The 22,185-nt window shown below is 68.7% G+C and carries 19 protein-coding genes and 1 pseudogene; 3 read left to right on the forward strand and 17 right to left on the reverse strand.

Annotation, left to right across the window (positions count from 1 at the left end):
* Positions 1-419: 419 nt before the first annotated feature.
* Both ABT300_RS05125 and ABT300_RS05130 read right to left on the reverse strand, forming a co-directional pair.
* A complete protein-coding gene (locus tag ABT300_RS05125; RefSeq protein WP_055519065.1) occupies positions 420-758 on the reverse strand; it encodes a helix-turn-helix domain-containing protein in 339 nt (112 codons plus the stop codon).
* On the reverse strand, positions 755-1,132 hold the full coding sequence (locus ABT300_RS05130; RefSeq protein WP_351672276.1) for a type II toxin-antitoxin system RelE/ParE family toxin: 378 nt from the start codon (positions 1,130-1,132) through the stop codon (positions 755-757). The genes ABT300_RS05125 and ABT300_RS05130 overlap by 4 nt, the downstream gene beginning before the upstream one ends.
* Positions 1,133-2,808: 1,676 nt before the next feature.
* On the opposite strand from ABT300_RS05130, the gene ABT300_RS05135 reads away from it, so the two are divergent.
* Complete coding sequence (locus ABT300_RS05135) at positions 2,809-3,186, forward strand: cupin domain-containing protein (protein WP_351672278.1); 378 nt, start codon at positions 2,809-2,811, stop codon at positions 3,184-3,186.
* A 378-nt stretch (positions 3,187-3,564) separates the two neighbouring features.
* Here ABT300_RS05135 and ABT300_RS05140 read toward each other — a convergent pair whose 3' ends face one another.
* The 9 genes from ABT300_RS05140 to ABT300_RS05180 all read right to left on the reverse strand — a co-directional run bounded on the left by ABT300_RS05140 (position 3,565) and on the right by ABT300_RS05180 (position 13,529).
* On the reverse strand, positions 3,565-3,798 hold the full coding sequence (locus ABT300_RS05140) for a hypothetical protein (protein WP_351672280.1): 234 nt from the start codon (positions 3,796-3,798) through the stop codon (positions 3,565-3,567).
* Between the two features lie 58 nt (positions 3,799-3,856).
* Positions 3,857-4,687: an ATP-binding cassette domain-containing protein gene (locus tag ABT300_RS05145; RefSeq protein ID WP_351672281.1), complete on the reverse strand. Its 831-nt coding sequence runs from the start codon at positions 4,685-4,687 to the stop codon at positions 3,857-3,859.
* Entirely contained in the window at positions 4,684-5,718 is a 1,035-nt protein-coding gene (locus tag ABT300_RS05150) for an ABC transporter ATP-binding protein (RefSeq protein ID WP_351672283.1), read from the reverse strand. The genes ABT300_RS05145 and ABT300_RS05150 overlap by 4 nt, the downstream gene beginning before the upstream one ends.
* Positions 5,715-6,581 (reverse strand): ABC transporter permease, encoded by an 867-nt coding sequence (locus ABT300_RS05155; protein ID WP_351672285.1) that lies wholly within the window; start codon positions 6,579-6,581, stop codon positions 5,715-5,717. The genes ABT300_RS05150 and ABT300_RS05155 overlap by 4 nt, the downstream gene beginning before the upstream one ends.
* Positions 6,578-7,576 carry an ABC transporter permease gene (locus ABT300_RS05160; protein WP_351672287.1) on the reverse strand — a complete coding sequence of 333 codons (999 nt, stop codon included), beginning with the start codon at positions 7,574-7,576 and terminating at the stop codon, positions 6,578-6,580. Before ABT300_RS05160 ends, ABT300_RS05155 begins: the two co-directional genes overlap by 4 nt.
* 100 nt (positions 7,577-7,676) lie before the next feature.
* On the reverse strand, positions 7,677-9,371 hold the full coding sequence (locus ABT300_RS05165) for an ABC transporter substrate-binding protein (protein ID WP_351672289.1): 1,695 nt from the start codon (positions 9,369-9,371) through the stop codon (positions 7,677-7,679).
* A 13-nt stretch (positions 9,372-9,384) separates the two neighbouring features.
* Positions 9,385-10,863, reverse strand: coding sequence for an amidase (locus ABT300_RS05170; RefSeq protein ID WP_351672290.1), 1,479 nt, complete (start codon positions 10,861-10,863; stop codon positions 9,385-9,387).
* A complete protein-coding gene (locus ABT300_RS05175; protein ID WP_351672291.1) occupies positions 10,856-11,389 on the reverse strand; it encodes a hotdog family protein in 534 nt (177 codons plus the stop codon). The genes ABT300_RS05170 and ABT300_RS05175 overlap by 8 nt, the downstream gene beginning before the upstream one ends.
* Entirely contained in the window at positions 11,382-13,529 is a 2,148-nt protein-coding gene (locus tag ABT300_RS05180) for an acetate--CoA ligase family protein (RefSeq protein WP_351672293.1), read from the reverse strand. The genes ABT300_RS05175 and ABT300_RS05180 overlap by 8 nt, the downstream gene beginning before the upstream one ends.
* A gap of 395 nt (positions 13,530-13,924) precedes the next feature.
* On the opposite strand from ABT300_RS05180, the gene ABT300_RS05185 reads away from it, so the two are divergent.
* Positions 13,925-14,500: a TetR/AcrR family transcriptional regulator gene (locus ABT300_RS05185; protein ID WP_351672295.1), complete on the forward strand. Its 576-nt coding sequence runs from the start codon at positions 13,925-13,927 to the stop codon at positions 14,498-14,500.
* A 197-nt stretch (positions 14,501-14,697) separates the two neighbouring features.
* Here ABT300_RS05185 and ABT300_RS05190 read toward each other — a convergent pair whose 3' ends face one another.
* From ABT300_RS05190 to ABT300_RS05215, 6 genes and pseudogenes are all read right to left on the reverse strand, one after another.
* Positions 14,698-16,059 carry an NAD(P)/FAD-dependent oxidoreductase gene (locus tag ABT300_RS05190; protein ID WP_351672297.1) on the reverse strand — a complete coding sequence of 454 codons (1,362 nt, stop codon included), beginning with the start codon at positions 16,057-16,059 and terminating at the stop codon, positions 14,698-14,700.
* A gap of 203 nt (positions 16,060-16,262) precedes the next feature.
* Positions 16,263-17,393 (reverse strand): M24 family metallopeptidase, encoded by a 1,131-nt coding sequence (locus tag ABT300_RS05195; protein WP_351672299.1) that lies wholly within the window; start codon positions 17,391-17,393, stop codon positions 16,263-16,265.
* 67 nt (positions 17,394-17,460) lie between these two features.
* The gene (locus tag ABT300_RS05200; protein ID WP_351672301.1) at positions 17,461-18,990 is read right to left on the reverse strand and encodes an ABC transporter substrate-binding protein; all 1,530 of its coding nucleotides are present in this window, start codon (positions 18,988-18,990) and stop codon (positions 17,461-17,463) included.
* Positions 18,991-19,406: 416 nt separating this feature from the next.
* Complete coding sequence (locus tag ABT300_RS05205) at positions 19,407-19,559, reverse strand: hypothetical protein (protein WP_351672303.1); 153 nt, start codon at positions 19,557-19,559, stop codon at positions 19,407-19,409.
* Between the two features lie 167 nt (positions 19,560-19,726).
* Positions 19,727-19,876 (reverse strand): annotated as a pseudogene (locus ABT300_RS05210) (IS1380 family transposase); the annotation flags it as partial.
* A 512-nt stretch (positions 19,877-20,388) separates the two neighbouring features.
* On the reverse strand, positions 20,389-21,033 hold the full coding sequence (locus tag ABT300_RS05215; RefSeq protein WP_351672305.1) for a TetR/AcrR family transcriptional regulator: 645 nt from the start codon (positions 21,031-21,033) through the stop codon (positions 20,389-20,391).
* Between the two features lie 311 nt (positions 21,034-21,344).
* Between ABT300_RS05215 and ABT300_RS05220 the strand changes: the two genes are divergently transcribed.
* The gene (locus ABT300_RS05220; protein WP_351672307.1) at positions 21,345-22,157 is read left to right on the forward strand and encodes an SDR family NAD(P)-dependent oxidoreductase; all 813 of its coding nucleotides are present in this window, start codon (positions 21,345-21,347) and stop codon (positions 22,155-22,157) included.
* Positions 22,158-22,185 lie beyond the last annotated feature (28 nt).

Below are 22,185 nucleotides of genomic sequence, written 5' to 3' on the forward strand. Positions count from 1 at the left end.
ACAAAATGAACGTTTCCGCAGGTCAGAGCCCTGCAAAAGTGGGGCGGGTGGGACTCGAACCCACGGCCGACGGATTATGAGTCCTTTGAGGATCTTGGCGACCCTTGTCAATCCATGCTCATCTTCGCCGTTTTACCAGGTCAGGCGAAGTTTGGCGCCTCAGTCCTTCCCGGCCCTTGTCCGTCTTTTCCGATCCGTGTGTCCAACCTGCGTCCAGAACGCGTCCCGGAAGGACAGGCCCAACCAGCTTCCGAGACGATCACCGCAGCTCGGGAGTGCGCCTCGAACCCACGCGCAACGGATTGGCTCACCAACGAGGTGACGCTCCACCCCTCGCCGGGGGGAGCATCATCCCCGACTTCAAGCAGCGAGTTTGCGCCGGACTGCGGGCAGACCTGGGTCGCGGCGTTTCGATCGGATCAGCCGAGGACGTAGCTCTCATCACCGAAGTCAGCGACGATCTTCAACTTACCGCCGAGCGCCTTGACGTAGGCAGCGAGGGTGTCGACCTCACTGCGCTCCAGTTGACCCTTCTCGATGCGCGAGACGCGGGCCTGGGTGACGCCCATGGCTTCGGCGACCTGGACCTGTGTGGTGTGCTGCCGCTTCCGCAACTCGGCAAGGCGGTGCACACGGGAGGCCAGGACCATCGCCTGCGCCCCCTTCTGGATCTGATCCTTTTCGACATCCGTGAAAGCGAAGTCCTCAGCCAGATCTCCCCAGGAGACGGCCTGCGGGTCCTTGAGGTGATCAGTCATCGTGCCTCGTCCTCTCCATCGATTCGCTTCAGATGCTCCGCGTACGCCTGCTCCGCCTGAGGCACCGCGACGCGATACCAGCCGGACCAGTTGCCCGCCTTGTCGCCGCCGACCAGAATCACGGCCTGCCGGTCCGGGTCGAACACGAACAGCAATCTCACCTCTGTGGCCCCTGCCGAGCCGGGTCGAAGCTCCTTGAGGTTCGAGAGCACCGAGCCCTTGACCGTGTCCACCAGAGGCCTGCCCAGCGCGGGACCTTCTTCTTGAAGGGCAGTGACAGCCTGGCTGACCTGAATCAAAGTGTCACGGTCAGTACGGCGCAGACCGTGAAGCCAGGACAGTGCCGGCTCGACCACGACAATCTTCCAAGCCATGCACGTGCCCCCATCTGCGATTTATTACACTGGTAGCATACACCACTGACGTCATAGTGGCAGATGTGAGGCCACGCCGGCCCGGTCGGGCTGGCCGCCCCTCAGGTCCTGTACCGGGAGGCGGCGCGGATGCGATCGCCGTCCACGGGGTCGGGGAAGCCGGAGTGGATGCAGCAGTCCAGGCGATGCGCCACTGCTCTCGTCCACCTCACTGACGACCAACTCCAGCACAGCCCCCGGCAGAGCAACCCGGCCGGGGGCAGATACCTCTTGCCGAGTCACAGCCCTGGCCGCCCGCCCAACCCCCTCGGCCTCGCCGACACCCTGTCTCATCGTCGTCCTGGTCGGTGGTTTCATGCGATGACGGACCCGCATGTTGACTCCCGGCGGCAGGTGCGCGGGGCTCCCGGAGCTGTGGGGAGGGTCCCGACGGCTTCCGTCAGGAGTGCGGATCGAATCGGGGCGGACTCAAATCCGAACGGGTTCATGACCCTCTGAGCAGCGGGGGCCTGAGCCGCAGTGCGGCAGGATCTCGTCGATCCCGCGAGATCGGCTCCGGTCAGGGAGACATCGAAGGCGCCGACGTACGAGCTGGGGCCACAGGAGCTGGCCGCAGATCATACCGAGGAACTGTTCGGCCACTGCGGAGGTCTGCTGCGTCGCCCGACGGCCGAACGGAAGTCGAGTGTGCCGGCCTGCGCTTCGGCGTCCAGGTATGCGCGGAGCCGGTCGACGAAGGGTCCGCGGTCGATGGTGAAGCCGGCGGCGAGTCGGCGGCTGGTCGCTCGCGGTGACGTCTCCCATCGTTTCCCGGCATCCGACAAAACGCTCGGCGGGTGGTGGTCACCCGGTGGTCATCACGTGACACTTCGGCAGCAAGGTCTCGGTGCCGGCCATGAACTTCTCCTATATGACCGAGGGCCGGATCGGCGGCGAACGGGCCCAGTGACCTCCCGCAAGAGTTCGGTCCCCTCTTCTTGATCCGGCGTCTTCACGCGAACAGCGCCCGCTGCGGTGAGAGCTGTTGCCCCTGCCACCGAGACTTTTAGGGGTGCGGTATTGCGGCTGCTGAGGCGATCGAGGGAGATGCGCATGAGGCAGCCCTGGCCCGAATGGCTTTAGCCGGTCGTCAAAGCGGCACTCAACGGGCTTCAGAGACGATCCCCCGCTCGGGAGTGCGTCTCGAAATCCCCTGGAGCGGTTTTCCCTTCCCCCGCACGACGGATGGGGTCGGGGTCCATGAGGGCGACGTCGCGGACCATCGCGAGCATCACGCTGATCCTCTGACGGACGAGGCGGAGGAGAGTCCGGGCAGGGACCTTTCCTCAGCGCGGTTACACAAGAGCGACCGGAACACATTGTCGCGGCATACTGGACGATATATATTCCCTAATACGCAACCTGTGTCTCAAGCCGCGGGAGACGCCATGAACGCTTCGCACGTGGCCCGAGGAGTCTTCATGTTCCAGGCCCATGCCGCGCGGGGCCCGAGCCGCGAAGGGTGAGGTCGACTCGGTGACTTGGAAAAACGACGCGCGACAGCGCCCTCGCCAAGATCGCGGACGTGGTCTCCGAACGCTGAGCGCAGACCTCCCGACGCGAACGCACATATGGCAGCGAACCCGAAACCAGTGCTTTGCACCCAGCGCGGAGCCCTCACGTCAGGAGAACCGTCCGTGACCATCAGTTCGCCAACCACCGCCATAGCCGACGCGAAAGCGACCGAGCTCCCAGAGCCTGCCCCGAAGCCAACGTCTGTCACCCCCGGACAGACCGAGTCCGCGCTCGGTCTCTGGACGGACGGCCGCGGCGCCGAAGTCGGCTACTGGGAATGCAGTCCAGGTCGATTCGCCGCGACCCGCGACGGTTACAGCGAGATCTGTCAGATCCTTTCGGGACGGATGACCTTGTACCCGAGCGGTGCAGAACCCATCGACCTTGGGCCAGGAAGCACCATCGTCATGCCGGAGGGTTGGACAGGGGATTGGGAGATTCACGAGACGGTCCGCAAGCTGTACGTCATCATCAGTTATCCGGCCGAACCCGGAGCGTAAGACCCTTGCTCTCCGTTCGGCGGCTCCCTCGCGCTCGTGACCCAGTCCTCAGCCAATCGTGACGAGCTTTTCGTCGCGGTCACCGATGAACTGATCAGTCCGTGCGAATCCCAGATGGAGGAGATCGACCAGGGGGAAGCCGGTGACGACCGGCTGTCAACCTGCTGCGCTGGACCGCCCCGAGCGAGGCGGACGACGTGACGGCGGAGGCCGGGCGGATCGCAAGCTCAGGCTGTAGATCCACGCCATCGCCGACGTCCGGCCGTCCAGACCTGCGACCCGGCGTCTCAGCCGACGGCGACGTAGACCTTTCGCAGGGGGAGCGGACCTCCCACTCGGTTCGCTCCCCCGCCCGCACGCGTACCACGACACCGGGGGTCAGCACGATGCCGGTTTCGCATCGCACGGTCGCGTCGCCGACGAGTACACGAAGACCTCGTCGGTCTCGACATCGCGCACCGCACCGGTCGTCAAGGTCCACACTCCGACTTCGGCGCTCCCGAACTCGCCGAGGGTCTTCGCGGCTGCCACCGGACGTCCCACGAGGATGTCGTGCGCTTCCGACGGCAGCGGGTCGAGCTCGACCTCGTGTGCGTTGACGCAACGTCCCATCGCAACGCCCCATCGCCACACTCTCCTTGTAGTCCAAGGACACGAGATCCGTCAGTTCTCAGGCTGATGCCCCAACGGTGGCGCGGCGGCGCGGGACCCAGCCGGGCCGGGGCACGGCGGACAGCAGACGCTGGGTGTAGGCGTCCTGCGGGTCGTCCAGGACGGCGGTGGTGCGGCCCGCTTCCACGACGCGCCCCCGGTGCATGACGACGCAGTCGTCGCTGATCTGCCGTACGACGCCCAGGTCGTGGGAGATGAAGAGGTACGCCACGCCGGTCTCGGCGCGCAGGTCGGTCAGCAGGTTGATGATCTGCGCCTGGACGCTGACGTCGAGGGCGGCGACCGCCTCGTCGAGGATGAGCAGCCGTGGTTCGAGAGCCAGGGCGCGGGCGATGGCGGCGCGCTGACGCTGGCCGCCGGACAGGGCGCGGGGCCGGGCACCGCCCTGTCGCTTGTCCAGGCCCACCTGGTCGAGGAGTTCGGCGACCCGTTCGCGTCGGCGGTCGGCGTCCCAGTCGAAGTGGGCGCGCAGGAGCTCCTCGATGGCCGACTCGATCGTCTGCTGGGAGTCGAGGGAGGTGTAGGGGTCCTGGAAGACCATCTGGATCTGGCGGGCACGGGCCTTGCGGGCTCCGCGTCGGGCGCGGGCCGCCTCGCGTGGCTCGCCGTCCAGGGTGATCCGGCCTGCGGTGGGGGTCTCCAGGCCGGCGACCATGCGGGCGACCGTGGTCTTGCCCGAGCCCGACTCCCCCACCACGGCCAGCGATCCGCCGGGCGGGAGGGTGAAGCTGACGTCGTCCACGGCGACGAGTTCACCGGCGGGCTCCCCGGCTGAGGCACGGACGGGGAAGACCTTGCGGAGGCTCTCCAGGCGCAGCAGCTCACTCATACCGACTCCGTCTGCTCGTCGTGCTGGTGATCGGCGTGACCGTCCGCCTCGTAGGTGATCCGGCCGCGCAGTTCCTCGGCCCGGTGGCAGGCCACCTGGTGGTCGTCGACCGTGCGCAGTGCCGGCCGCTCCGCGCGGCAGCGGTCCTGCGCGAAGGGACATCGTTCGGCGAAGACGCAGCCGGGGCCGGCCTCGAAGGCGGAGACGGGGCGGCCGGGGATGGCCCACAGCCGTTTGACGTCGACCGTGCTGGGGCGGGAAGCCAGCAGACCGACCGTGTAGGGGTGCAGGGCGGTCTCGTGCAGGTTCGCGGAGGCCGCCGTCTCCAGGACGGTCCCCGCGTACATGACGGCGATCCGGTCGGTGACGGCCGCGGCGAGGTCGAGGTCGTGGGTGATGAAGACCAGGGCCAGGCCGCGTTCGCGGCGCTGCTCGTCGAGGATCGCCATCACCTCCTCCTGGGTGGTGACGTCCAGGGCGGTGGTGGGTTCGTCCGCGATGAGCAGACGGGGCTTCGTCAGCATCGCGGAGGCGATCATGACGCGTTGCAGCAGGCCGCCGGAGAGCTGGTGCGGGTACTGCCGCATCCTGCGCGGGGCGTCGGTGATGCCGACCTCCCGCAGGAGGTCCACGGCGCGTTCCTCGGCGTCCTTGCGGGACGCCTTCTGCTCGCGCAGGGCCTCGGTGAGGAAGGCTCCCACGGTGTAAACGGGATTGATCGCCGCGCGGGGGTCCTGGTAGATCATGGCCACTTCCGAGGAGCGGTAGCGCCTCAGAGCCCGACGGTCCATACCCGTCACGGAGGTTCCGTCGAACAGGACGTCCCCGTCGGTGGCCGCCCCGTGCGGGAGCAGGCGCATCAGGGCGCGGGTCGTCATCGACTTGCCCGAGCCCGACTCCCCGACCAGGCCGAGCGCCTCTCCGGCGCCCACCTCGAAGCTCACGTCGTGCAGCACTCGACGGGGTTCGCCGCGCACCGGGATGTCCAGGCGCAGGTGACTGACCCGCACCAGAGGATGGGTTCCGCTCATGCCCTTGCCTCCGCGCGTTCGGCCAGTCGCTCGCCCAGCATGTTGAAGGCGACGACGGTGATGATGATCATGAATCCCGCGGCCAGCGATTCCTGCGGACTGCCGTTCAGCAGGGCCGTGCGGCCGTCCGAGACCATCAGGCCCCATTCGGCGTTGGGCGGCTGGATGCCGAGGCCGACGAAGGAGATGGCGCCGAGGTCGAGCAGACTGCTTCCGAGCGAGGTGACCGCCTGGGCCCGGACGAGCGGCAGCACGTTGGGCAGGATGTGGCGCACGCAGATGCGCGGTCCGGACAGTCCGGCGAGGGTGCAGGACTCGATGTAGGGCAGGTGCCTCTCCCGCAGCGCGGCGGAGCGCACCACCCGGGCGATGTACGGCGTGTACGCGACCGCCAGCGCCACCACGGGAGCGGTGAGACCGGGCCCGAACAGGACGACGCTGAGCACGGCGAGGAGCAGCGGGGGAAAAGCGAAGGCGATGTCGAGGACGCGGGTGAGGAGCCGGTCGAACCAGCCGCCGAACCACACGGCCGCGATGGCCAGGGCGGTGCCCGCGGCGGTGGCGATGACGACCACGAGCACCGGGCCCAGCAGGCTCAGCCGGGCTCCGTACACCACGCGGGAGAAGATGTCGCGTCCTACCGCGTCCGTGCCGAACCAGTGCTGGGCCGACGGTCCCTGGGCGGCGGCCAGGATGTCGGTCTGGCTCGGGTCGTAGGGCGCCAGCAGCGGGGCGGCCGCGGCGACCAGGACCGCCAGCGCGCACCACAGCACGGACAGGATCAGGACGGGGTCGGCCTTCCGCCAACGGTGAAGGCTCGACGGCGGTGAAACCGTCACGGGCGTACTCGTCACGGCGGTCATGGGCGTCCGTCCTTCGTGCGCAGTCGGGGATCGAGGACGGTGTGCAGGGCGTCGACCAGCTGGGTGGTGACGACGAAGGCGATGATGATCAGCGAGGCGACGGCCAGGACCACGTTGTAGTCCTTCGCGCTGACACTGCGCAGCATCAGCGTGCCCAGGCCGTCGATGCCGAAGGCCTGCTCCACGACGGCGGCGCCGGCGAGCAGCCCGGCGACGGTGAGGCCGTAGACGGTGGAGATGGGGATGGCGGCGTTGCGCAGCACGTGCCGGCGGAAGACGGTGGCCGGGGGCAGGCCCCGGCCGGTGGCCGTCCCCACGTGCTCGCTCGCCTTCTCCGCCCGCAGGGAGGTGCGGGTGATCTGGGCCAGCCAGGCGCACCAGCCGATGGCGAGGGCGAGGGCGGGCAGGGTCAGGTGCCACAGCTGGTCGGTGAAGCCGCTGCCCGCTCCGACGGCCGGGAACCAGCCGAGCCCGAGGGCGAACGCGCTGACCAGGATCGGTGCGGCGACGAAGCCGGGGATCGCGAGAGCGATGGAGGTGAGCGCGGCCATGGGACCGTTCAGCCGGCGGAAGGCCCCGCCGAGCACGCCCAGCAGGAGCCCCAGCAGGAGGATGAGTACGGCGGCGTAGACGACGAGGAATACGGTGGTGCCGAACCGGGGCCCGAGCAGGTCGGCCACGCTGCTGTTGCGGTAGACGATGGACTGGCCGAGATCTCCCCGGGGGAGCCCGGACAGCCAGTCGAAGTACCGCACGACGAGCGGCCGGTCGAGTCCCAGTTCCTGGTGCAGCTGGGCGATGCGTTCCGGCGTCGGGTTTCGGCCGGCGAGGGCCAGCGCCGGGTCTCCCGGAGCGGCGGCCAGTGCCGCGTACACGGCGAACGTGGCCACCACGACGGTGAGGACCGCGCCCGCCAGGCGCCGGACAATGGCGCGGATCCGCCACAGTGTGCGCCCGGAGAACCGGGAAACAGCGGGGTGCAGGGTGAGGGTCATGATCGCTGCGATACGTCCGGCCGGGGCCGCGTATCTCCTCCTTTCCAGCGGCGGGGCGGACTCCGGAACCGGCGGTGACCGGCTCCGGAGCCCGGCGGGGCTAGCTGGGCGAGCCCAGCAGTGCCAGGGACGGGGTGAACATGTACGCCATCGACGTGGTGGCGCCGGTCAGCTTGTCACTGAAGTAGGAGATCTCGTACGGGGCGACCAGCGAGGTGTCGTGGTAGCTGCTCTGGAAACGCTTCTGCAGGGTCAGGACGTACGGGGCCCGTTCACGGGGGTCCTCGATGCCCCGGGCCGTGTTGTACGCCTTGGTGGCCACCGGGTCGTCGAACCCGAAGTTGTACGCCGAACCCGGCACTGCGAGGAAGCCGAGCAGCTCCAACGGGTCGGTCGTCTGGTTGAACCCGACGGCGAGCGTCAGGTCGACGCCCTTCCTGGCCGACGGGTTGACGAAGGTGTCGCCGTACTGCAGCGGCTGCCGGGCGTCGATGGCCACGGACAGGCCGATCACCTTGGCCTCCTGCTGGATGAGCTGGGCGACCTGCGACTGGGTCTCGTCGCCCGCCATCGTGACCAGCTTCAGCGTCCTGCCCTTCGCCTTGCTCGACGCCATGAGCTTCTTGGCGGCGTCGATGTCGTAGGCGTTGGCCTTCTCGTACTCGCGGGCGGCCGCCGCGTAGAGGTCCTCGGCGCCCTTGTCACGCGAACTCGGCGGAAGGGACATGTAGTTGGGGGTGGCGGCGCCCTTGAAGACGACGTCCGCGAGGCCCTTGCGGTCGATGGCCTTGAACAGCGCCTGGCGCACGTTGGTGTCCGCCAGGGGGCCGCTGGTGCTGTCGGCGACCGAGAGTTCCAGGTACTGGAAGGCGGGACCGTAGTGCAGGGAGCCGCTCTTGGCGGACTTCAGGCTGGAGATCACCGCCGGCGGCACCTCCCAGGCGCCGTCGACCTCACCGGAGACCAGGGCCTGGGTGAGGGCGCTGGAGTCGGACAGGGGCTTCAACGTGACGCGCTGGGCGTGCGCCTTGTAGGCGGGGTTCCAGTAGGCGTCGTTGCGCTCCAGTTCGATGGCGGAGCCCGACGTCCACGAGCCGAACTTGAACGGGCCGCTGCACATCAGTCCGCCCTTGGCGGTGCCGAGGTTCTTGCCGGCCTTCTCGGCCCACGCCTTCTCGATCACCGCGTAGCTCGGCGCGGCGAGCTGCTTCACGAACTGCTCGTCGTACGACTTGAATTTGACGGTCACCTCGTACGGACCGGACGCCGAGGCGGACTTGGCCAACTGGAGCGGCCCGCCGGTGATGGCTCCGGGGCCGAGGCTGCGCTCCATGCTGTAGGCGACGTCCTCGGCGGTCAGGTCCTTGCCGTCCCAGAACTTGATGCCCTTCCTGATGGTCAGGACGAGCGTCTTCTCGTCAGTCCACTTCCAGGACGTGGCCACGTTGGGCTTCAGGTCGAAGTCCGGGGTCAGGCGCAGGATCGGATCGCACAGGTTGGAGATGACCAGGTCCGTGCTGTAGTCGATGGCCTGCAGCGGGTCGACGGAGGCGGGTTCGCCCTTCGGCAGGCCGATGGTGAGGTGGTCCACGTCCTTCGCGGCCGCGGCGGGGAGTTGGCTGACCAGCTTGGGCTTCGCGGGGTCCGACGATCCCTTGCCGCCTGCACCGCCGCCCCCGCAGGCCGTGGCGAGAAGAGCACTGGCACAGACGACGCCGAGCAGAGCGGCCGTACGGCGGCCCCGGCGTCGGGCGCCGGGTGGTACCGCGACCGCGGCGGGAGTGTTGGTGTCCACGGCGGGTTGCTCCTTACAGGGCGTCGCCGGAGGGCGACGGGGGAGGGGACGGGAGCGGGGGGCGGCGGGTGTGCCAGGCGGTCGCCTGCTCGAAGGCGGCGGCTGCCTGGAGTACGGCGGCATCGGCGTGGTGGGGGCCGATGATCTGAAGGCCGACGGGGAGGCCGGCGTCGTCGAATCCGCAGGGCACGGAGAGGGCGGGCAGACCGGCGTGGCTGGCGGGTTCGGTCAGGCGGTGGAAGTCGATGGCGGGGAACGCGACCGGATGCCCCTCGTTCTCGGCCGGCCCTCCGGCCGGTCCCGGGTGGGGGAAGACGGTGGTCGGCATGGTGGGGGTGATCAGCAGGTCGTAATCGGCGAAGACGGCGGCGAACCCCTCCGAGATACGGGCACGGGTCTGGACCGAGGTCCGCCAGTGGTCGACCGCCGACCGCGAGGACGCGAGGTCCCCGATCGCCGAGATCATCGGGTGGGAGGCGCCGGGATCCCAGCCGTGCGCCTCGACGAGGTCCCGCAGGCCCACCGCGAACGCCGGCGCCCAGAAGTCCTGGAAGTACTGCAGCGGGTCGGGCAGTTCCACCTCCACCGGCCGCACCGACGCCCCCAGTACGTCGGTGAAGACCGCTCCCGCCTCCTCGACCCGCCGGAGCACCTGGGACGCCACGTGCCCGTGGCCGAGGTCGGCGCTGTAGGCAATGCGCAGGCCGCACAGCGACAGGTCGCGCAGGGCGTCCGTGAAAGGCGTGGGCGAGGCAGGCAGCGAGAGCGGGTCGCGCAGGTCGGGGCCGGCCGTGGCCTGGAGCATCAGCGCGCAGTCCGTGACCGTGCGGGTCAGTGGTCCCGAGGTGTCGACGGAACCGTAGACGTCGCCCTCGCCGTGGACCGGGATGCGGCCCATCGACGCCTTCAGACCGACGACACCGCAGCAGGAGGCGGGGATGCGGATCGACCCGCCGCCGTCGCTGCCCCAGGCCAGCGGGGCGCAGCCCGCGGCCACCGCGGCCGCGGCGCCGCCGCTGGAGCCGCCGGCGGTCGTCGCCGGGTTCCAGGGGTTGTTGGTGGTCCCGGTCAGCGGGCTCTCGGTGACGCCCAGCATGCCGAACTCGGGGGTGCAGGTCTTGCCGACCAGCACGGCTCCGGCGGCCTTCAGACGCGCCCAGCCGACCGTGTCCCTGTCCGGCACGTGGTCCTTGTAGTGCACGGACCCGTAGGTGGTGCGGACACCGGCTGTGTCGGTGAGGTCCTTGACGGAGACCGGTATGCCGAGCAGCGCCGGAAGGTCCTCGGCCGGCTCGTTCACGAACCGGTGTTCCGCCGCGCGGGCGGCGGCCAGGGCCTGTTCCGGAACCGTGGTCACGAACGCGTTGACGACCGGGTCGACGGCCTCGATACGCGCCAGCACCGCCTGGACAGCCTCCACCGGGGACACCTCACGGGTCCGGTAGGCGGTGGCGAGTTCCGTCGCGGACATCTCCCACAGCAGGTCAGTCATCCGGGGTCTCGCTCTCCCGGGATGCGGACCCGTCGGCGGTGTCGACGGGCAGCCACAGGACACGCCAGTCGGCGGTGAAGCCGGGACGTTCACGGCCCTCGACCTCCACCACGCACTCCAGCAGCAGCACGAAGCCCTCGCCCTTCGGCTCGGTCTCTGCGACGGTGACGTGCAGCCGCATGCGCTCACCGGCCAGGACCGGGGAGACGAACCGCACCCGGTCCAGGCCGTAGTTCCAGCCCTCGACGGCGCCCGGTTCAGGCCCCAGGGTGTCGCTCATCAGGCGGTCGAGCAGGCCGAGCAGATGGAAGCCCTCGACCAGGCCCTCGGGGTAGAGGTCCTCGGCGAAAGTGGACTCGTCCTGGTCCTGGTCGAGGTAGGTGGCGTGCTCGAAGGCGGGCAGCCGGTCCGGGTCGACGGCGAACCAGTCACCGACGAAGGTACGGCCCCGCAGCGCGGGGATCTTCACGAGCGACACCCGGTGGACACCGGGGACCCGCGAGGGCGTGGGAGCGAGGTCAGTCATGGCGGGCCACCAGGAGGGAGTCGGCGATCAGGACGCGTCCGGTGCCGTGCTGCACGAACGCGGGATTGAGGTCGGCCTCCGTCAGCAAGCCCGCGAAGTCGGTGCCGAGCAGTGAGAGGCGGTGGACGGTGTCGGCCAGCGGGCCGGTGTCCGTCGTAGGCAGAAGGTTACGGTATCCACCGATAAGGGTGCCGAGCCGTGTGCGGGCGATCAGGGCGGCGGCCTCGTCCGGGCCGACAGGTGAGAGCGCGGAGGCGGTGTCCGCGTAGAGCTCCACGAGGGTGCCGCCGGTCCCGACCGTGGTGACCGCGCCGAACACCGGGTCGGCGACGAATCCCAGCAGTGCCTCGACACTGTCCTCACCCACCTGCTGCTGGACCTCGAAGCCCTCGATGACGGCCCCGGGGCGGGCGGCGCCCACCCGGGCGGTGATGTCCTCGACGGCCTGCCTGAGGGTCGCCTCGTCTCTCACTCCGAGGACCACTCCCCCGACGTCCGAGCGGTGCGGGACATCCGGTGAGGAGACCTTCACCACAAGCGGATAGCCGTGCTCGTCCGCCCACCGCACGGCCGCCTCGGCGTCCGGGACGACCGCGGACGCCACGAGCGGCAGGCCGTACAGCGACAGCAGCCGTCGGGTGAGGTCCGCCGGCAGTGCGCCGACATGCTGTGCGACCTCCTGCTTCAAGGCCTCCACAGCCTCAGGTGTGGGGTGCGAGCGTGTTGTGGACCGGACACCTTCCGGCACCGGCCGCCGGTTGCGGGTCAGCGCCCGGAGCGCGACCAGGGCGTTGCCGATGCCCCGCAGCACGGGTACGGCCGGACCGGCCTGTTCCTCGCACCGCGGCTGCACGCTGAGCGAGGAGCTCGACGCCACGACGACGGGCTTGCCCGGCGCGCTCTCGGCGACCGCCCTCGCGGCACGGAACTCATCGGCCTCGTAGTCGGTCTCCTCGTCGGTCATGGTCGCATGCGCGTCGAGGACGAGCAGCACGGAGTCCACGGCGTCATCGGCGGCGATCAGCTCGACGGACCGCAGGAAGCCACCGTCGGGGTACTCCACGCTCGCGCCCGCGTCGAAGGGGTTGTTCGCCGGCGCTCCCGGCATCGCCGTCTCCAGGCCGCGCGCGGTCTCGGCGGTGAAGCGCGGGACTTCCACGCCCTGGTCCGCCGCGAGGTCGGCGGTCAGCGCGGCCTGACCGCCCGAGATGGTGATCACGCCGATGCGGGCGCCGGCGGCCGGGGGGAGTTCCGGTACGGCCAGGCACTGGAGCACTGCCGCCATCTCGTCGTAGTCCGTGACCACCGGCAGATCGAGCTGCTCGAACAGCGCCCGGTAGGCGGCGTCGCTGCCGATCAGCGCGCCGGTGTGGGCGGTCGTCGCGGCGGAGCCCACGCTGCTGCGGCCCACCTTGAGGACCACCACGGGCTTGCCCGCGGCCCGCATCGCGGCGACACCCTCGACGAAGGAGGGCACGTCCTTGACGGACTCCAGGAGCACGCCGGCGGCACGTGTGGCAGGGTCGCGCGCCAGCCAGGACAGGTAGGCCGCGGTGGTGGCGCCGTACTCCCCGCCCGTCGAGATGATCTTCGAGTAGCGGACCGGGCCGGTCGAGCGGGCGATGAAGATGGCGGCGGAGCCCGACTGCGCGATCAGCGCCACGTTGCCCGCGGGCAACCGCGTGATGCTGTTGTCGTCGATCCACAGGGGGATGCGGTCGGTGAGGTTGACGACGCCCATGCAGTTCGGACCGTGCACCGCCATGTCGCTCGCCGCGGCGAACCGGGTGACCTCCGCGGCGGTGACAGGGTCGAGCCCTGCGGTCGGCACCAGTGCGGAGCGGCATCCGGCCTTTTCCAGGCCGCGCAGCGCGTCCAGGACGGCCGGGGTCGGCAGCGACACGACGGCGGCGTCGATGCCACCGGGGAGGGAGCCGACGTCCGGGAACGCTTCCAGTCCCTCGACCGTGCGCGCCGCGGGGTGCACGACGTGCAGCTCTCCGTCGTAACCGGCCTGCCGCAGATTGCGCAGAACCTCGTTGCCGCCGGCCCGCTTCTTGGCCGAGGCGCCCAGGACGACGACGGACCTGGGCCTCAGCAGGGCAGTCAGGCCGTCGGGGCGGGAGGGAGACTCGGGCATGGGGCGGCTCCTGGTGACAGGGGATGCGCGGTAGTGACCGGCACTGCAGGCGGCGGTCGGCCCTCGCGGGGTCGGTGGGGGTGGTTGCTCCCGGAAGCTCGGCGTTGATCGCGGGAGCAGGGACCAGAGCTGGACTCCGCCGTGCGGCGGGGTGTGCCGCTCGGCGGAGGGGTGTCGGCGAGCCGAACCTCGCGGAGCGACTGGGCGCGGGGGCTTCCGAAGAAGGGGATTCCCGTTGTGTTTTGAAGAATGTATATCGCCAGATACACTTCGGCAAGGGCGTCGACCCTACGTCTTGCAGGCGTCACCCGTGGTTTACGCGCCGAGTACTCTCGAGGCGTCCCGCCCGGCGAGAAACACACGGGCCGCCACCCTGCTGCCGAAAGCGAGAAGCTGTGCCCCGCTACGTAGATCACGACCAGCGCCGGGCGGAAATCGTCGAGGCGGCCAGGTACGTGCTCGCCCACGGCGGCCCCGCCGAGCTGACCATCCGTTCCGTAGCCAAGCGTCTCGGGGGCTCCATCACCCTGGTCACGCATTTTTACCCGACGCGGCCCGAGCTGATGCGGGCCGTGGTCACGGCCATGAACGAGAGCTTCGACGCAGAACTGGCCGACCTGGAGACCGGCTCCGACGCGCGCGGCCGGTTGCTCATCCTCCTGAAGTGGATGCTGCCGCTCACCGAGCAGGACTGGGTGAACGAGAGCGGCAGGGTCCAGCTGCTCGGCCAGCGCGGGAAGGACGCGAGCGTCGAGGAGTTCGCCGACGGAATGGATGCCAGGATGCGGGACCTGCTGCGGGAGCACCTGGAGCCCCTGGTCCCCGAGGACCGGGTGGAGACCTACGTCGATCTGCTCCGGGTGACCGTGAACGGCATCGTGCTCGCAGCCGTCGAACACCACGACGACTGGCCGGCAAAGCGCCAACTCACCGTACTGGAAGAGGCGTTGTCGGCCTTCGGCCTGCTGTAGGCCGATTCGCGGATCGCTCCACCCACGGACTCGGTACCGGATGGAGACGGGCGCCCCCGGCCGTCGGGCCCCGACGCCGAAGGAGGAGCTACGCGACGGCCTGTTGCTGTCGGCCGTCTCGTAGCTCCTCCGGGCTGCACCTGGAACAGCTGCTCATCGATTGTGCTGTGGTACGAGTATGTCCCCCGACCCGGCTGTCACCGGCCGGAGATGGCGTTGGCCACTCGTGCCCACCGGCTTGTCGCGCCCAGGTCGGAACCTGCCTCGCGAAGATCCGCCGCACGGTAGAGCGCGTACATCGCCTGCACGCCGATCCACCGCAGAGGTTCGGGTTCCCAGCGCCGCATCCGCCTGTTGACCCAGGGAAGCCGGGTGAGAGCGGAGTCCTCGTCCAGCACCAGGTCCGCGAGCGTACGCCCGGCCAGATTGGTGGTGGTCAGACCGCTGCCGACATAGCCGCCGGCCATGCCGATCCCGGTCTCGCGGTCGTAGTTCACGGTGGTGCACCAGTCGCGCGGCACCGCGAGCACGCCACACCACGCGTGTTCGACCCGCAGGTCGACGGTGGCCGGGAAGAGCGCGTGCAGCGTCGCCGTCAGGGACTCGACGGTCGCGGCCTGGGTGCGTCCGTGGTCGTCCGTCCGCGAGGCGAAGCGGTACGGGTTTCCGCGACCGCCCAGAGCGATGCGGCCGTCCGCGGTGCGCTGGGCGTAGAGGTAGGCGTGGGCACTGTCCCCGAGCACCTCCGAGCCGTGCCAACCCACCTGGTCCATGACCGTGTCGGGCAGGGGCTCGGTCACGATCATGGAGGAGTTCATGGGGAGCCATGTGCGACGCTGTCCCCGCAAGCCCGCGGTGAACCCTTCGAGACACTGCACGATGTGCTTGGCCGTCACCGTGCCTCGTGTCGTGGTGACTCGATGGGGTGAGACGGCTGTCGCTTCGGTCGACTCGTAGATGACGGTTCCCTGCGCTTCCACCACACGGGCGAGCCCGCGCACCAGCTTGGCCGGCTGAACCCTCGCGCAGTGCGGGGTGAACGCACCCGAGACAGCCGACGGCACGTTGATCCGTCGGCCGAGCTCGGCGGCCGTCAGCTCGTGGATGTCCGCCGAGCCGGCACCCCAGGACCGCTCGTGCTCCACCTCATGGCGCAGGCGCGCCCGTTGGGCTTCCGAGCGGGCGACGAGCAGCATCCCGTCCTTGACGATGTCGGCCTCGATGCCCTCGTGAGCCGTCACGGCGATCACCTCGTCCACCGCGCCACGCATGGCGGCGAGCAGTTGGACGACGCCGTCGCGTCCGTGAACCGCGGCATAGCGATCGCGAGAGCCCGCGAGTTCGGCGGACAACCATCCGCCGTTGCGGCCCGAGGCGCCGAAGCCGGCGAACTCCCGCTCGATGACGACTATGTGGAGGTCGGGCCGGGCCCGCTTCAGGTAGTAGGCGGTCCACAGCCCAGTCAGGCCGGCGCCGACGATGGCGACATCCGCCGTGACATCGTGCGGCAGAGGGTCCCGCCGCGATGTCACGGGATTGCCGCGGTACCAGAAAGACACCTCTCCGTTGCGTGTACCGCTCGTGGCGCGCTTCACCGAAGAGAGCGGCTGTTCGCGGGGTCCTTTCGCTGCTGAGGGGGACTTCCGGGAATTGCCGGCCATGCTGGGGGCCTCTCCGTCATGAAATCAGGTGCAGGGGTGGAGGGGCGTCCCGTCATGACGGGTGACTGTGTCCTCCGCTGGTGTGATCGGTGGCGACGGACCTACTCGACGCGCTCACCCAGGATCGCGAGAGTGTCCCAGTTGTGCTGGGACGACAGGACCCGAGGGCCCGTGGTCTCGATCACGACGAGATCCTCGAAGGCGAGGACAGCAGGTTCGGTGATCACTGGTTCGACGGCGAAGACCATGCCCGGTTCGAAGATGGTTTTCTCGCCCTCCCGCAGCCACAGGCTGAGCCCTTCGTGTACGTCGAGACCGATGCTGTGCCCGAGCCACCAGTCCCACATCTGCAGGCCGTTGTCCCGCATGTCGGCGAGGAACTCGTCATGCATGGAGGCCACCGAACGCCCCGGGGTCATCCGCGCGATCGTGCGCTCGTGGACGCCCGCGAGCTTCTCGTACGCTTCCTGGACGTCACCGGGGACGGGGGCCACCGCCACGGTCCGCTGAAGGTCCGAGTAGTACCCGTCGATACAGAGACCGAACTCGATGGAGAAGACCTGGCCGGGACGGATCGGCCGGTCGGTCGGTTGGGTGCGCTGCTCCGGACTCGCCCAGTTGAGGGCCAGCCAGGAGACCTCGTCGACGCCTTGCCGGATGGAGGCGAGCCGCAGTTCCTTCGCGAACTCGCGGTCGGTCATCCCCTCCCGGCCTTCCGCGATCGCCTCCACCATCGCGCGTTCGCCCGCGGCGGCCACTTCGGCGATGACGGCGATCTCGTCCGGTGTCTTGAGGAGCCGGTTGGCCAGCAGAGCCCGGTCAGCGGAGACCAGTGTCGCCTTGGGCAGCACCCGCGCCAGCCGGTCACGGTCCGCGGCGGCCATGTACTCCGCCTCGATGCCTATCCGAGCCTCGTCCAGACCCTGTTGGCGCAACGCGTCAGCAAGTGAGTTCCAGGCGCCGGTGCCGTACGACCACACGGTGACCGGGATATCGGTGCGCTCTTTCGCGTAGGTCGGCATCCACTCGGGAATCAACAACTGCCGCTCCCCGTCGCGGCGGCAGATGAGGAACACGTGTTCCTCAGGCACGACGCTGAGGTGGGGCAGGTAGAGATTGGCCAGGTGCCGCAAGTTCTGGCGGGAGGTCACGACAACCGCGTCGAGCTCTGCCTCCGCAATTGCCTGCACCGTACGCTCGCGCACGGTCCTGTCGTGCATAGGGCGCTTCATCAGCTCTCCTGCATGGGTCGAGGGTGTTCGGCCGAATCGACTCGCGTCGGAATCAGCGCCGAAGGGTTCACTTGCTGCTTCCGATACGGGCGAGCGAAGGCTGATTCAAGTAGGCGAAGGATGCGGTAGCGCCACCCAGCCCCTTCTTGAGGAAGCTGATCTCGCTGAGCTGAACCAGGCCCTGGAACCCGTAGTTCTTCTCGTAGGTCGCCTGCGCCTCGGTGAGCAGCCTGGCCTGTTGGGTCGTGTCCGAGGTGGCCCGTGCTCGCTCCACCAAGGAGATCACCGTCTGATTCCTGTAGCCGATGAAGTTGAAGTACGTGTCAGGCAGGAACGTCTCGGTCGCTTCCAACGCGTCGGGAGCCACGTTGAAGCTGACGTTCAAGTAGAGGTCCAGCTTCTCGCGGGCGGCAGGATTCGCCGCGGTGTCGGCGTAAGCCGCCGGATCGAGGGCCCGGATCTTCACGTTGAATCCGGCTTCCTTGGCGGAAGCCTGCATCAGGACGGCCGCTTCATTCATGGTGGCGTCGCCCGCGAGAACCGCCATCGTGATGGGCTGCCCCTGGTAGCCGGCCTTCTCCGCAAGGGACCGGGCCTGCGACAGCGCGTCCTTCGATCCCCACTTCGACCTCTCTGACCGGAAGCTGTCATACGCCTTCCGCCACACGGTCTTGGCCGCAGCCGAAGTCGTGGGATTGTTCCACACGTCGACGTTCAGCGCCGTGTAGTTGGCTGCGCCGTGATAGACACTCTTGGCGAGAGCCTCCCTGTCGATCGTCATGTAGAACGCCTTACGCATTTCCGGACTGCCCAGCGGACCGCCGGATCGAGTCGGGGACAGCCCCAGGTAGAGCTGGCTCGGAGCCCCGAAGGTGAGGGCTCCGGATGTGGCTTTGGACAGTGCGGGCACCAGGGCGGCCGGCACCTCGTAGGCGCCGTCGATCTCACCTGACAACAGAGCCTGGGTCAGCGCGGTCGAATCCGAGAGGAACTTCAGCGACACGCGACCGGCCTTCGCCGCAAAGGCGGAGTCCCAGTAATGCTGATTCTTCTCGAGCTCGATGGAGGAGCCCGGCTTCCATTCCTTCAGTTCGTAGGGGCCGGTGCACATGAGGCCTTTCGCAGGGCTTCCGAGCGCCTTTCCGGCCTTCTCACCGAACGACTTCTGCTGGACGGCTCCAGCGAAACTCGCGAGTTCCTTCGGCAGGAGACTGTCCGGCTTCGTGAGACGCACGCTCACTTCGGACGGACCCGAGGCCTTGATCGTGTCCACATTGCGGAAAAGGAAGCCGGTGAGCCCCTGCCTGGCATGCTCCAGGCTCCACACCACGTCCGCGGGGGTGACCTGGCTGCCGTCCCAGAACTTCACGCCCTTGCGAATACTCAGGGTCAGGGTGCGGGAGTCCGGCTGCCGCAGAGATGCGACGCCATCCGTGATCGAGTAGTCGGCGTTGAGCCTCAGCAGGTTGTCGCAGAGGGCCGAACTCACCAGAGAGCTGCTGTAGTACCCCGTGTTGGGCGGGTCGATCGTGTTGGGTTCACCGAAGGGAAGGCCCCAATTCAGAGCGGCTATGTCCGCCTTCGCCGTTCCTGCCACGCTGGCGGTAGGTGACTTCGCAGGGAACGCGCCTGAGCCCTTTCCGCCGCCCGAACAGCCGGCGATCATCAGACTCGCGCCGATTCCGATACACAGGGTCGCTCTTCTTTTGGCGCGCTTCGCACGAAAAGCGGGTAGGGGTGCACGCATGACTGGCTCCAGATGTTCTGTCGGTGGCCGCATGCCCAAGACGACCACCTGATGACTCCGATGAGTGCTTACTCGTCGGTATCAGCGAGAATCCAGCCCGGACGGGGTACGTCCGACAGCAAGTTCCGGGTGCAGTCGTCTGGGAATGGTCGAGGATGGGTTCGGCGTCGAGCCCAACGGAGACTGAGATCATCAACCTTCATGTACGCGTGAACATATAACGCGCGATATTTTTCGTCAACGGGTCGTTCTTGATCGGTTGGCCTCTACGTCATCCGCGCACCGACGGCGCCTCCGTCGGCCGCGACGCAGACCTCCGGCAGGGTGGAGCGGACCTCCCGTTCTGTCCGCTCCCCCGCGTGCAGGCGCAGCACGACGCCTGGGGTCAGTTCGATGCTCTCCCCGCTCTGGAGTCGCACGGTCGCGTCTGGCCTCCCTGTTTCGCTTCGGGTGGCTGAACCGGTCTGAGCGGGTGTGCGGTGGTGGGTTTGGTTTCTCTTCGTCGACGGGCATGGCCGAGGCCCGACGTGCGGGTCGGGTGCTCCGGGTTCCTCGGGTTGTGGGCGGGCAGGGGCGGTGCCGTGGTTCAAGTGGCTGGCCGGGGTAGGGCCGTGAGGCGGGCGAATGCGCTGGTCAGCTCGTTTCGCCAGGGCCAGGTTGCGGAGATGCGCAGGTGGAGGCGGCGGCCGCCGCGGGTGATGCGGGCTGCGGCGTGCAGCAGTCGGTAGCGCATCTCCGCCGTCCGTTCCGCGCAGATGGCGCGTGACACGGACGACTGATCGCGACCGACGACCTCGTCAGCGCGTCTGGACAGGCTGCATGCGGGAGCGCTCGGGCCCTCCCTCATGACTGAGTCAGGAGCTGGCACCGGTGACCGCAGCACTGCCCGAGGACCTGCCCGACGATCTCACGTCGATGCCGTCGAGCCGACGAGGGATCGCTCGTAGGACCGAGATGTTGGATGCTGCGCTTCGGATCATCGGGCGCAAAGGGCTCGGCGACCTGTACCTGTCCATGCGAGTACGTGCCACCGAGGCAGGATTCCCGTTACGGCGTACGTGGACCGCTCGGCGGACGCGGGTACACGGTCGACTCCGGGATCCGGGCGGTCCGGCCACCAGCCGGTGAGGTCGGGTGTCGCGGGTTCTGCCGCTGACCGCGTTCGTCGGCGGTGAGCGGCAGGCGAGATCAGCGATACCGCCGAGTTGCACGGAGAGGTGTCGTGCGTCCGGACTGCCGGGATGGGACCTACAGCCGCGCGGCGTTGCCGCGGAGCCCGAGCCTGGTGATCGTGCGGCGGAGTGCGGTGCGGATCGCCTGCGTCGTCGACGGGTCGAGCGGTGTGGAGAGGTGGTCGATCTCGAGACCCGCGATGACCGAGAGAATGATCTCCGAGTCCGTCTCGGGATCGTCCGAACCAAGCCGGCTCGCGACATGGCTGACCTGGATCTGCAGCGCCTGGCGCCACGCCCGCGAGACGCGTGCGAGATCCGGCCTGCGGGTCGACTCGATCAGGAACTCGTACTCCGCGACCAGGCTCGTGCGTGCCTCGGTCAGACCGTGGTGGATGAACGCCGTGAGGTGCTCGGCGATGTCATCGGCATGGCTGCCGCTCTCGACACCCGCAAAGGCGGCGAGCACCCGGTCCGCCTCCCGGCGCGTGTGCAACTCGAACGCCCCGAGGATCAGGTCGTCCTTGGTCTTGAAGTAGTAGCCGAGAGCTCCGAGCGGCAGCCCCGCTTCCGCCGCGATGGCACGCATGGAGAGCCCGGCGAGTCCCTTGTCCCCGATGACCCGCAGAGCCGCTTCGAGGATGACCGCTTTGCGGACCCCGCCGCGCTCGGTCAGGACAGGGGTGTCTCGTTGCTGGGCGGATCCGCCGGGCCGGCTCATGTATGTCGTCGTCCTTCTCGCCTGTGGGTGACCGCCGGGCGTCGCCCGACGGCATTGGCCGCACGGTAGCAATCGCGGGGCAACCTGCCTGTTCGGCGTGCCACGGCATCATGCCCCTTCACCGTCAGAGCTGGAACGAACGTACCACTCGGGTCAAGGGGAGTCGGCTGTCCTGCTCAGGTCCGTAGCGATCTTGAGCCTGCACAATGCAGGTGGACAGGCCATTGCCGCACACGCTCGATTCCCTTACTGTGTCGAACGTTCAACTCAGTCATGCCATGAGGCGTCAGGGATCCGAGGGTGGGCACCATATGAACCCGACCGACGCAGACAGCCGGCCCGTCGCGGTCATCACCGGGGTCGGCAGCGCATCCGGCATCGGTTTCGCCTGCGCCGAACGGCTGGCCGACGACTACTCGCTGCTGATCACCTCGACCACGGGGCGGATTCACGAGCGGGTGGCCGAGCTGGCGGGGCGCTGCCCCGTCCGTGGGGTCGCGGGCGATCTCACCGATCCCCGGTTCGCCGAGTCGGTGGTGGCCGAGGCGCTGGACGCCTTCGGCCGGATCGACGTTCTCGTCAACAACGCCGGCATGGTCTCGGTGGCCGAGCCCGAAGATCCGTCCAGCCTCGCGACGGCCTCCGACGAGCAGTGGCGTTCGGCGCTCTCGCGAAACCTCGACACCACCTTCTACATGACCCGCGCCGCGCTCCGGCCGATGCTCGCCCGGGGGTACGGCCGGGTGGTGAACATGTCGTCGCTCTCGGGTCCGGTGATGGCCTACAAGGGCGACGTCGCCTACCACACGGCCAAGGCGGGCCTGATCGGGCTCACCCGTTCGACAGCGATGGACACGGCCTCGCGGGGCGTCACGGTCAACGCCGTCGCGCCAGGCTGGATCGCGACCGGGGGCCTCGACGAGCACGTCGACGCTCTCGGGGCGGCAACGCCGGTCGGTCGTGCCGGGCGTCCCGAGGAGGTGGCCGCGCTGGTGGCGTTCCTGGCCTCGCCGGAGTCGTCCTATGTCACGGGACAGCTGTTCGTGGTGGACGGCGGCAACTCCATCCAGGAGGAGCGCGGGCTGAGTCCGACAGGCGGCCCCGCGTCACTTTTCACGCAGTAACTCTCTGCGTGCCCGTATGGCCTTTACC

The sequence above is a fragment of the Streptomyces sp. NPDC001027 genome (assembly GCF_040299045.1).
Taxonomy (GTDB): domain Bacteria; phylum Actinomycetota; class Actinomycetes; order Streptomycetales; family Streptomycetaceae; genus Streptomyces.